Origin of the sequence: Clostridium sp. ZS2-4 (genome assembly GCF_026719745.1) — a bacterium.
Lineage (GTDB): Bacteria > Bacillota > Clostridia > Clostridiales > Clostridiaceae > Clostridium_H.
Genome location: NZ_JAPPRQ010000112.1, coordinates 1 through 11,247 on the forward strand (window position 1 = coordinate 1; position 11,247 = coordinate 11,247).

General features: G+C 31.3%; 12 protein-coding genes and 1 tRNA gene. 1 reads left to right on the forward strand and 12 read right to left on the reverse strand.

Annotation, left to right across the window (positions count from 1 at the left end):
• The 11 genes from OIO11_RS17275 to OIO11_RS12685 form a co-directional block, all read right to left on the reverse strand.
• Nucleotides 1-120: GTP-binding protein (locus tag OIO11_RS17275; RefSeq protein WP_268071893.1), on the reverse strand; the 120-nt coding region annotated here is incomplete at its 3' end.
• A gap of 86 nt (nucleotides 121-206) precedes the next feature.
• A tRNA-Thr gene (locus OIO11_RS12640) sits at nucleotides 207-282 on the reverse strand.
• 154 nt (nucleotides 283-436) lie between these two features.
• Complete coding sequence (gene sigH / locus OIO11_RS12645; protein ID WP_268071822.1) at nucleotides 437-1,045, reverse strand: RNA polymerase sporulation sigma factor SigH; 609 nt, start codon at nucleotides 1,043-1,045, stop codon at nucleotides 437-439.
• Nucleotides 1,046-1,166: 121 nt separating this feature from the next.
• The gene (locus OIO11_RS12650) at nucleotides 1,167-1,676 is read right to left on the reverse strand and encodes an NYN domain-containing protein (RefSeq protein ID WP_268071812.1); all 510 of its coding nucleotides are present in this window, start codon (nucleotides 1,674-1,676) and stop codon (nucleotides 1,167-1,169) included.
• A gap of 7 nt (nucleotides 1,677-1,683) precedes the next feature.
• Nucleotides 1,684-2,475: a 23S rRNA (guanosine(2251)-2'-O)-methyltransferase RlmB gene (gene rlmB, locus OIO11_RS12655; protein ID WP_268071813.1), complete on the reverse strand. Its 792-nt coding sequence runs from the start codon at nucleotides 2,473-2,475 to the stop codon at nucleotides 1,684-1,686.
• A gap of 28 nt (nucleotides 2,476-2,503) precedes the next feature.
• The gene (gene thyX, locus OIO11_RS12660; RefSeq protein ID WP_268071814.1) at nucleotides 2,504-3,244 is read right to left on the reverse strand and encodes an FAD-dependent thymidylate synthase; all 741 of its coding nucleotides are present in this window, start codon (nucleotides 3,242-3,244) and stop codon (nucleotides 2,504-2,506) included.
• A 34-nt stretch (nucleotides 3,245-3,278) separates the two neighbouring features.
• Nucleotides 3,279-3,695 carry a Mini-ribonuclease 3 gene (locus tag OIO11_RS12665; protein WP_268071815.1) on the reverse strand — a complete coding sequence of 139 codons (417 nt, stop codon included), beginning with the start codon at nucleotides 3,693-3,695 and terminating at the stop codon, nucleotides 3,279-3,281.
• 197 nt (nucleotides 3,696-3,892) lie between these two features.
• Nucleotides 3,893-5,293 carry a cysteine--tRNA ligase gene (cysS, locus tag OIO11_RS12670; protein WP_268071816.1) on the reverse strand — a complete coding sequence of 467 codons (1,401 nt, stop codon included), beginning with the start codon at nucleotides 5,291-5,293 and terminating at the stop codon, nucleotides 3,893-3,895.
• A 162-nt stretch (nucleotides 5,294-5,455) separates the two neighbouring features.
• Entirely contained in the window at nucleotides 5,456-7,168 is a 1,713-nt protein-coding gene (locus OIO11_RS12675) for a proline--tRNA ligase (RefSeq protein WP_268071817.1), read from the reverse strand.
• Between the two features lie 311 nt (nucleotides 7,169-7,479).
• Nucleotides 7,480-8,166, reverse strand: a complete 687-nt coding sequence (gene ispD, locus OIO11_RS12680) for a 2-C-methyl-D-erythritol 4-phosphate cytidylyltransferase (RefSeq protein WP_268071818.1) — start codon at nucleotides 8,164-8,166, stop codon at nucleotides 7,480-7,482.
• 20 nt (nucleotides 8,167-8,186) lie between these two features.
• The gene (locus OIO11_RS12685) at nucleotides 8,187-9,278 is read right to left on the reverse strand and encodes a PIN/TRAM domain-containing protein (protein ID WP_268071819.1); all 1,092 of its coding nucleotides are present in this window, start codon (nucleotides 9,276-9,278) and stop codon (nucleotides 8,187-8,189) included.
• 310 nt (nucleotides 9,279-9,588) lie between these two features.
• On the opposite strand from OIO11_RS12685, the gene OIO11_RS12690 reads away from it, so the two are divergent.
• Nucleotides 9,589-9,990, forward strand: a complete 402-nt coding sequence (locus OIO11_RS12690) for a DUF1573 domain-containing protein (protein WP_268071820.1) — start codon at nucleotides 9,589-9,591, stop codon at nucleotides 9,988-9,990.
• 37 nt (nucleotides 9,991-10,027) lie between these two features.
• Here OIO11_RS12690 and disA read toward each other — a convergent pair whose 3' ends face one another.
• Nucleotides 10,028-11,092 carry a DNA integrity scanning diadenylate cyclase DisA gene (gene disA / locus OIO11_RS12695; protein WP_268071821.1) on the reverse strand — a complete coding sequence of 355 codons (1,065 nt, stop codon included), beginning with the start codon at nucleotides 11,090-11,092 and terminating at the stop codon, nucleotides 10,028-10,030.
• Nucleotides 11,093-11,247 lie beyond the last annotated feature (155 nt).

The window sequence follows — 11,247 nt, forward strand, 5'->3', positions numbered from 1 at the left end:
ACCTGATTTTGCTAATGTCATTGTTATTGCTGCTGTTGTTGTTGTCTTTCCGTGGTCTACGTGTCCTATTGTTCCTATATTTACGTGTGGTTTTGTTCTTTCAAACTTTGCTCTTGCCATTTTAAATCTCCTCCTATCATAACTATAATTTTGTTTGACCCATTTCGTAAACTCTTCCTGGTGTGTTATTAACTTATTTAAAACATTGGAGCCCACGACCGGGCTTGAACCGGCGACCTCCACCTTACCAAGGTGACGCTCTGCCAGCTGAGCTACATGGGCATTTTCTTCAAACCCAGAAACAAGTATTGAACCAACGATACCCTGCTTTAAATCTAACACCTTATAATTGTGCTACTTATTCGTAGCTTGATATCAAAAGTCCTACACCAATTATTAATTTTACTATTTTCATTTTTCCTTGTCAATATACTTTTTATCTTTTATTTAAGCATTTCTCCAATTTTCTCTTTACTCTTTGAAGTGCATTGTCGATAGATTTAGAATGCCTATCCAAATCACAAGCAATTTCCTGATACGACTTGCCTTGAAGGTATGAATTCAACACTTCCAGTTCAAGTTCCGATAGAGCACCCTCTATTTCATTTTCTATTTTAACCACTTCTTCTCTGCTAATAACTAGTTCTTCTGGATCAGAGACTTTTACAGCAGACAATATATCTAATAAAGTTCTATCCGATTCTTCGTCATAAATAGGTTTATTTAAAGATATATATGTATTAAGAGGTATATGCTTTTGTCTTGTAGCAGTCTTAATAGCTGTTATTATTTGTCTTGTAACACACAATTCAGCAAAAGCTTTAAATGAAGATAATTTATCAGGTTTAAAATCTCTAATCGCTTTATAAAGACCTATCATCCCTTCTTGATATATATCTTCTTTATCTGCTCCTATTAAAAAATAAGACTTTGCCTTGGCTTTTACAAAATTTTTATATTTATTTATCAAACATTCTTGTGCTTCAACATTTCCAGATTTAGCTTTAAGAGCAATTTCCTCATCTAATATTCCATTTATCATCATGTCATTCTTACCAACACCTATCTTATTTGACAAGATATCCCCTCCATATAACTATATACAAAACCTAACTATACCTACTCATTCGATTATACATTAATAGGAAATTTTTAGTCAATATTTTTTAGCGACTTTTTCTAATTTTATCTAATTTTTCCAGAATATCTTTATCAATTCTTTCTTCTAAAAACTCCCTATTTATGGAAATGTTTTTCTTTGTCTTGCTTCTTATTCTATTCTGGGTATCATATACCTCATTGTAAAATTCTAAAGAAGACATTCTAGTAGCCCCTCTTTGAAAAGTTACTTGTTGTTCTAAAGAATCAGATGTAACAACACAAACCTCAGCTTTTCTTCCTATTAGGTTTACATATTTCTCAATAAAGATATCTGCTGTTTCTCCCTCTTTAGTAAAAACTATAATAACATTATCGACCTTTTCTTTTTTTTCTATACTTCCTTTTACCATATGCGCATCAAAAACTATAAATATCTTATATCCTCTGTATGCAGCATAATCTTGCATCATTTCTATGAGTTTTGTTCGTGCAGCTTCAAAACTATAGTCTTTTATTTTATTTAACTCCGGCCAACTATTGATTACATTATATCCGTCAACAAATATATTTCTCACAGCTTGCTTATTCCATCTTTTGTTTTAAAACCTCATACATCATTATGCCGGCTGCCACTGATGCATTGAGAGATGTTATTTTACCTATCATAGGGATTTTCACTAACATATCACATTTATCTTTTGTAAGTTTCGAAATACCGCGTCCTTCACTTCCAATAACCAAAGCTACCGCACCATTAAGATCAGTTTGATAACAATAGCTCTCTCCATCCATATCAGCCCCATATACCCATATGCCATTTTCTTTTAATTTATCTACTGCATTATTTATATTTGCAACTTTAGCTATTTTCATATATTCAATAGCTCCAGCAGAGGTTTTGTATACGGTAGGAGTAATTCCTACATTTCTTCTTTTAGGTATTATAATCCCATGAACACCACATATTTCTGCCGTTCTTATTATTGATCCTAAATTATGTGGATCTTCTATTTCATCTAGAACAAGAACAAATGGTTTTTCATTTTTTTCTTCTGCATATTGAAGAATTTCTTCTATTTCACAATATTTATAAGGAGTTACTACCGCAATGACTCCTTGATGTGCCCCTGTAACAGACATACTATCTAATTTTTTTCTGTCAACCTCTTTTATAACAATACCTTTTTCCTTTGCTATTCCAAAAATTTTATTAATTGAACCCGTAGTATTGCCAGTAGTTACCAATATATATTCTATTGTCCTGTCACTTTTCAAAGCTTCAATTACAGCATTTCTTCCTTCTATTAAATCTTCTCTTATTTCTTTTTCTTCTATATTTTCTTTTTTCTTATTTGACCCCTTAAATTCTTTCATATTTTACACCTCTCAGCCTGTTGAGTTTTTATAATTTTGTATATTTATCCCTTATTTTTGCAATCTCTCCACAAGTCATACTTCCTTCCGGACAAGTTCCTTTAACACACTTAGGACCTGCATTATTAAATAATATAGGTGCAATTTTTTTAACCTGCCTTAACATTTCATCTGCTAAAGTATGTATTTCCCATTGAGCTCTATTACAACATCTATGCTCGAAAAAATTCATAAGACTTCTAGCATTCATTGTAAATACAATTTTAGTTTCGCAAGCATTAGGAAATACATATCTTGCATCTTCAATAGCCTTTTTTTCTGCACTAAGCTTTTTCATTCCTTGATTTATATATTTTTCTCTTAAAATTTCAGTAAGCTCATCATATGCACTTTGACATTCTTCCATAGATTTAATAAATATTTCTTTAGCCTTATGATTTTTTTCTATTTCTGGAGGAATCACATATTCAAATTGATTTAGCTTAACATATCTCTGGCTTTGTTGAGAATATGACGCAATTCTGTGTCTAACCAACTGATGTGTTAAACTTCTCGAAACTCCTTCTACAGCAAATGTAAAACTTACATGTTCTATGGGTGATGCATGCCCATATGACATCAATCTATTTAAAAATCCTTCTACTTGTTCTTCATCTAATCCATCTAAAATTTCATCTACTCCTACAGCACTATAACAAAGCTTAGCAGCAGATGCAATAACTTTTTCAGGATTTGGAGTGTGTTCTATTATTTTAACCTTTATAGCCATTATTTTCTCCCCTTTTGTAAAAATAAATCTCTTTTTAATACGTTTCTAAATTTACAATCATCTCTAATATTTCATTCAGTCTATCTACCTGTTCAGTAATATATAAAAACCCTATTAAAGTCTCAAAGCCTGTAGCTATTCTATATTCCTGAACCTGTGCATTTTTAGGTACTGTACCAGACTTTGAATTCCTTCCTCTTTTAAAGATACTATATTCTTCTTCTGTTAGCTTATCTTCTATTTTCTTCATAATTTCACTTTGAGCATGAGCTTTAACAAAAGATACAGCTTTAACATGAAGTTTATGCGCTGACATATATCTATTACCATCAACTAAATAAGTTCTAATAAACACTTCATATATGGCATCTCCAATAAAGGCAAGAACTAAAGGATTTAACCCTCTTGCTTCATTTATAGTAAACTTGCCCTTTAGTATATCAAATTCCATTTAGTTTTATCTCCTTTACTTTTCTTTTAAAACACTGGCTTTATAGCCAATTAAAATTTATTAACAAACTTATAATACTATAATTTAAATAAATTTAAAAGTGCAGCTGTGATGTATACACTCAACAGCTGCACCGATTACATTTTTTACGTTTTAATTTTTTCTACATTATCAAAACACTGTGTATTTATTTGCAGTTAATTTATTTTCTTCCATCTGACTCCTTGTGGAGTATCCTCAAGAACTATTCCTCTTTCTTTCAAATCATCTCTGATTTTATCTGCAAGAGCCCAGTTTTTATCTTTTCTAGCTTGTTGTCTCTCTTCTACAAGTTTTTCTATTTCTTCATCCAGATTACACACAGTAGATTTTTGAAGAATTCCAAGTGGTACTCCTAATTCTCTTATGAGTTTAAGAGAATATTTCACTAGTTCTTTTGATGATTCTACAGTTATATTTGTATTTATTTCTCTTATAAGATCAAAAATAACTGCAACCCCGTCTGCGGTATTAAAATCATCCTCCATTTTTTCAATGTATTTATCTTTATAAGACTCTAATTGTTTTTTATACTCTTTTTCCTTATCAGTTATCTCTACGCTAGTAACTTCATCCATAAGTCTTTCCAAATTTCCAATTGCATTGTATATTCTTTCAAGAGATGCTTTTGCTGATTCCAAAAGTTCACCACTGAAGTTTAAAGGTGTTCTATAATGAGCAGAAAGCATAAATAGTCTTATAACCTCTGGATCATATTTACCCAAAATCTCCCTAGCAGTAAAGAAATTATTAAGAGACTTAGACATCTTTTTATTATCTATATTTAGATAAGCTGAATGCATCCAATAGTTTGCAAATACCTTTCCACTTCTCGCTTCACTTTGAGCAACTTCATTTTCATGATGTGGAAATACTAAATCAGCACCTCCAGCATGAATATCAATAGTTTCTCCTAATAAATCATGAGCCATACATGAGCATTCTATGTGCCATCCTGGTCTTCCTTTGCCCCATGGACTTTCCCACGAAGGTTCTCCTGGCTTCTCACTTTTCCAAATTGCAAAATCCATAGGGTCTTTTTTTCTTTCATCTACACTTATTCTAGCACCAGCTTGTAGATCGTCAAGATTTTGACCAGATAATTTTCCATATTCTTCAAATTTTTTCGTACTAAAATATACATCTCCATCTACTGCATAAGCATAGCCTTTATCTTCTAAATCCTTAACAAAAGCTATAATTTCGTCAATGAATTCAGTTGCTCTTGGATTATTAGTTGCTCTCTTTATGTTTAATCCATCGGCATCTTTATAATATTCTTGTATAAATTTATCCCCTAATTCTTTTACTGTTATACCTTCTCTATTAGCTCTATTTATCATTTTATCGTCTATATCAGTAAAGTTTTGAACATAATTAACCTTATAACCTCTATATTCAAAATATCTTCTCACAGTATCAAAAACCAAAAATGTTCTTGCATTACCTATATGAAAAAAATCGTATACAGTCGGTCCGCAAACATACATATTTACTTTTCCAGGATTAATTGGAACAAATTCTTGCTTTTGCCTAGTCATAGTATTGAATATTTTCATCCCTTTTCCTCCTAACAATCTATTTCTACTTTATATCTCTCAACTACAGCCAAAGTTCATTAATTATATACATTATGTCATATAAATGTGCATCTTCATAAAGCTGTTATATACTTATTAAATCAAGATGCACACCTATAAATACTTTTACTATATATTATTCTATAACTTTATACTATTTTTTTCAAATTCCTCTTTTACTTTATCAATTACAGAAGATATTTCTATTTCTTCAACTTCGCTGCTGCTTCTTATTTTGAATTCAACTTTTCCTTCACTTACCATTCTTCCAACAGTAATTCTCATAGATATTCCTATTAAATCAGCATCTTTAAATTTAACTCCAGCTCTTTCATTTCTATCATCTAGTAGAACCTCAACACCTATTTCTTTTAAGCTGTTATAAAGCTCCTCAGCAACTTTCATTTGTTCATCATTTTTACTAACTGCTGGAATTACTATAACATGATATGGAGCTACTGATAATGGCCATACTATACCATTTTCATCATGGTGCTGTTCTATTATTGACGCCATAGTTCTATTTATTCCAATTCCATAGCATCCCATGATCAATGGTTTATTCTTCCCATCTTCATCACTGAATACAGCTCCCATAGACTCAGAATATTTTGTTCCAAGCTTAAATATATGTCCAACCTCGATTCCTCTTGCAATTGTCAATTTTTCACCACATTTTGGGCATCTATCTTCACTAGTTACATTTCTAAAATCTCCAACAGTTCCATCAAAATCTCTTCCGTAATTAACATTAATATAGTGGTATCCTGTTTCATTAGCTCCAACTACAAAGTTATACATGTTAGCTACTTCTTCATCAACTAATAAGAAATCTGCTTTTATACCCATTGGTCCTGCAAAACCAATTTCTGCTACAGTAGCTTCCTTAACTGTTTTTTCATCAGCAAGTGCAAATTCTACCGCTCCTCCTATTGCATTTGTTACTTTAGTTTCATTTACTTCTCTATCTCCTCTTACCATTACTGCAACAACTTTATCATCAGCTTTATAAATAAGAGTTTTAGCAAATTTCTTAGGTGTTACATTAAAGAATTTAATTAACTCCTGTATTGTTTTAGCATTTGGTGTTTCTACTTTTTCTAATCCTTTTGCCTCTTCCATCTCAGCCTTTTCTGGCGTTGAAGGCGCTTTTTCCATATTAGCTGCATAGCTACAAGCATCACAGAATACCACTTCATCTTCACCATATTCAGATTTAACCATAAATTCAGCCGAACCTGCACCTCCCATTGCTCCTGAATCTGCTTCAACAGCACTGCAGTCTACTCCACATCTTTCAAATATGCTTTTATATGCCTCATACATTTTATTATATGTAATATCTAATCCTTCATAATCTTTATCGAAGCTATATGCATCTTTCATAGTAAATTCTCTTGATCTCATAACTCCAAATCTTGGTCTTCTTTCATCTCTATACTTTGTTTGTATTTGATACAAATTAAGTGGAAGCTGCTTATATGATTTTATTACTGCTCTTGCTATATCAGTAAACACTTCTTCATGTGTAGGTCCTAAACAAAATTGTCTTTCATTTCTATCATTTAATCTAAACATTTCAGGTCCAAAAACTTCCCATCTTCCCGATTCCTGCCAAAGTTCTGCTGGAATTATTGCTGATGCCAAAAACTCTTGCGCTCCAGCTCTATCCATTTCTTCTCTTACAATATTCTCAACTTTCTTTAATGTTCTAAGACCTAAAGGCATATAATTATATATTCCTGATGCCATTTTTCTCATCATACCAGATCTTAACATCAACTTGTGACTTGGTAATTCTGCCTCTGCTGGTACTTCTCGTAATGTAGTTATTAACATATTTGATAATTTCATATTTATTTCCTCCTCTTGTATTAATTGGTTTTATTTCGATTTATCTATTTATACAAAAACAAACTCGCCCTAATAAATTTATTATTAGGGCGAGTTATATCGCGGTACCACCTAACTTTGTACTCATTTAAATATAACGGCTTTCACCGGTAGTTTTTACCCACAGCTCAGAAGCAGGTTCAAAGCCTTTGAAAATTTTTCAGCCAGGAATTTTCTCTCTGTATTTCGCCTCTACTGTTCTTCTTCATCGCAAAGTATTAAATTATTCTGTTAGAATTATACCTAATGCCATTACACAATGTCAATAAGGACTATAAATTATCTAGTATTTTTTCTCCAATGGCTAAATCTTCTGGAGTTGTAATTTTTATATTTGTATAGCTTCCTTCATATAAATAAACTTTATAGTTATATTTCTCAGCTATCATTGTATCATCTGTGGCTTCAAGCTTTTCTAAATTAGCCTTTTGATGACACTCTAAAATAACATTATATTTAAAGCATTGAGGCGTTTGAACACAAAACAAAGTATTTCTTTCAGGAGTATGTACAGAAAAACCATTATCACCCTTGATTTTTATTGTATCCTTAGGCTTTACTCCACAAGCACAAGCACCATAAAATTCAGCATACTTTATCCCCTCTTCAATAATACTATTATCAACAAAAGGTCGTGCCCCATCATGTATTAACACAATATCACAATTCTCTGCAGCCTCCAAGCCATTTATTACAGACTCTTGTCTTGTGTTTCCACCTTCTACAATTGACTTTATTTTATTTAATCCATATTTTAGAATTATATTCTTTTTACAATACTCTATTTCATCCTTTGCTAGGACAATAACTATATCATCTATACATTCATTATCACAAAAAGTCTTTAAAGTATAGTATAGAATTGGTTTACCCTTTAAATTTAAAAACTGCTTATTTATCTTTGTTTTCATTCTAGTGCCTTTTCCAGCTGCTACAATAACAGCACAATTTTTACCCATTTAAAGTACCTCTTCTAAAGTTAGTTTTTAATCTTATTCTTTTGCTTTGCAAATATCATTCTACCTGCAGCAGTTTGAAGCACTGATGTAACTACTACATCCATTACTTCTCCAATATGTCTTCTTCCGCCTTCTACAACTATCATTGTACCATCATCTAAATATGCTATACCTTGCTCTTGCTCTTTACCATCTTTTATAATTTGAATTGTCATTTCTTCACCTGGAAGAACAACTGGTTTAACTGAATTTGCAAGCTCATTTATATTTAAAACTGGCACGCCCTGAACACCTGCTACCTTATTTAAATTATAATCATTTGTTAAAACCTTACCTTTTAAGACTTGAGCAAGTTTTAACAGCTTACTATCAACTTCATCTATCTCTGGAAAATCTCTATCCGTTATCTGAACTTCTATACTTAGTTCCTTTTGAATATTATTAAGTATATCAAGTCCTCTTCTTCCCCTATTTCTCTTCAAGCTATCCGAAGAATCGGCTATATGCCTAAGTTCATCTAAAACAAAGTGAGGTATCACCAAAGAACCTTCTATAAATCCGCTACGACATATATCTAAAATTCTTCCATCTATTATTACAGATGTATCTAAAACTTTAGGTGTACCTATATAGGCTACTTTAGCCTTTTTCTCCTTTGGTACTCCTACCTTCCTTATATTTGAAAGAGCGCTTATTATGTCTTCCTTTTTCTTTACTACAACGTCTCCTCCAAGTGCTGCTAATATTAACGCAATTATTATAGAGACTATTGTCCCTAAAAGTGTTTTTGGAATAAGACTAACAAATAAAGCTGATATGATAAGTCCTATTATAGCTCCAAAAGTACCAAGTAAAATTTCAACTGTAGGAACTTTCTGTATGTTATCTTCAAAGTACTTCATAACTTTAGTTATTAATGAATTAATCCATGGAGATATTAAAAATAATATAAGTCCTAAAATTAATGAAGAAAAAATTAAAAATACAATTGATAAGATAGTAGAATTATTAAAATATGCCAATCTATCTAATTTTAGTAGTGATTGACCAGTTATAAATCCTAAGACGAGTCCTGCTAATGTAAACAGCCCTCTTAAAACTTTCTTAAACAATTTATTCACCTCCTGTATTAAATTGTCTCTTTGTTTATAGTTTTTTATACTATTAATAACAATATATATTATTATATTTGTTATTTCAACTAAACCAAAAATTATTTATAATTTGTTCATTTTTCTTATTGTTTATACTTATATTTTCGTCCAACCTTTAACTTCTTAATCCCCCTATTAATAAAATAATTTTTGTTTTATTATATAGATACATTAATAATTCCTTTTGCCTTGTTGACAAAATTATCTGAAAATAATTATAATTATAGTAACACTTATCGATTTTATTTTACTGTAAGGAGTTGAAACCATGAAAGACGTTATTTTTGATGATTTTCAAAATGCAGTAGACGAATGCCTTCTGCGTCATAAAAGTTTACTTGACATAATGACAAAACTTCAAGAGTCAGAAGGTCGCATAAACAGAGCTGTTGCTAAATCCGTAACTAACTGTGGATGTATTGAAATAGCAGCTAAAAAACAGCCAGCACCAAACAATGATAACATAGATATGGATACTTACAAAAAACATTTAAATACACATCTAGATGGTGAACTTTGTGAGAATTGTCGCGAAGTTTTAGAAAGAGAAATAGGAAATAATCTATTTTATCTAACATCACTTTGTAATCTATTAGATCTAAATCTTTATGACATACTTTTGGGAGAATACAACAAAATAAATACTTTAGGCAAATATACTTTCCGGTGACTAAATAGCACAAAATAAGTATTTTACTTATTTTGTGCTATATTTGCTTATCTATCATAAATTGCTCTCTTAATCTGCGAAGTCCATTTTTTATAGCTTTAGCTCTAGCTTCACCTATACCCTCTACATTATCCAGTTCTTCATAAGAAGCTTCCATAACTCCTTTAAGCTCTTTAAAATTATTTATAACATTTTCTATTACATTTACAGGTATTCTCGGAATTTTGTTAAGCATTCTGTATCCTCTCGGAGAAATCAAAGTATCCACTAATGGAACGCCAACATATCCTAATACCTTTGATATAATATCTAAATCCAAAATTTCATCTGAAGACATATTTTGGATTTGTTCATATATCTTATTATAATCCAGGTTATTTTGACAGTAGTCTCTAATCAATAATATGCCATCTTCTTCAACACTTCTTACAAGTTCATTTAACTGCATAGATATAAGTCTTCCCTCATTACCAAGTTCACATATATATCTTTCTACCTCATCTACTATTCTCATAACCATTTCTGTTCTTTGAATAGCTGTTATTACATCAAATAATGTAACTAAATCTTGGAATTCTAATAAATTCAAATTACTCATGACTCTGTCCAAAACAGCCACATATTTTTCTAGAGTTTGGAGTGCTTGGTTTGCTCTTGCAAGTATTATACTACTATCTCTTAAAACATACTTTATGTCATTTTTATATACTGTAATTATATTTCTTCTTTGAGAAATTGCAACAACTATGCATCCAGTCTGTCTTGTAACTCTGTAGGCTGTTCTATGTCTTGTTCCAGTTTCAAAAGTTGGAATAAATGCATCTGGTACTAATTGTGTATTTGCATAAAGTATTCTTTTCAAATCACCACTTAACACAATTGCCCCATCCATTTTTGCAAGTTCATACACATAAGACGGACTGTACTCAGAATTAATATTGAAACCTCCATCTACTATTTTCATAATTTCTTCACTATCGCCTATTATTATAAGACCACCTGTTTTGGCTCTTAAGATATTTTCCAAGCCTTCTCTAAGCTGTGTACCTGGAGCCATAATCTTCAAAATTTCCATAAGCTTCTTGTCTTTTTCAAATCTCACTTTATACCCTCCCTTCTACTTATATTTGTTTAGTCGCTTGCAGAATTCTGCAAGCATTGATTTGCCTAACTTTTAAGCCGTTAGGCTTTTATATTTTCCTCCACTGCGACATAATAGAATTACACCACATAAAACCAAACACCACAGAGGAGGAG

Coding starts and splice junctions, on each gene's coding strand:
- sigH (WP_268071822.1), bottom strand. CDS start 1,045: ATGATGATAAATGGAATATTAGATGAGGAAATTGCTCTTAAAGCTAAA.
- rlmB (WP_268071813.1), bottom strand. CDS start 2,475: ATGAAAGAATTTAAGGGGTCAAATAAGAAAAAAGAAAATATAGAAGAA.
- thyX (WP_268071814.1), bottom strand. CDS start 3,244: ATGGCTATAAAGGTTAAAATAATAGAACACACTCCAAATCCTGAAAAA.
- OIO11_RS12665 (WP_268071815.1), bottom strand. CDS start 3,695: ATGGAATTTGATATACTAAAGGGCAAGTTTACTATAAATGAAGCAAGA.
- cysS (WP_268071816.1), bottom strand. CDS start 5,293: ATGAAAATATTCAATACTATGACTAGGCAAAAGCAAGAATTTGTTCCA.
- OIO11_RS12675 (WP_268071817.1), bottom strand. CDS start 7,168: ATGAAATTATCAAATATGTTAATAACTACATTACGAGAAGTACCAGCA.
- ispD (WP_268071818.1), bottom strand. CDS start 8,166: ATGGGTAAAAATTGTGCTGTTATTGTAGCAGCTGGAAAAGGCACTAGA.
- OIO11_RS12690 (WP_268071820.1), top strand. CDS start 9,589: ATGAAAGACGTTATTTTTGATGATTTTCAAAATGCAGTAGACGAATGC.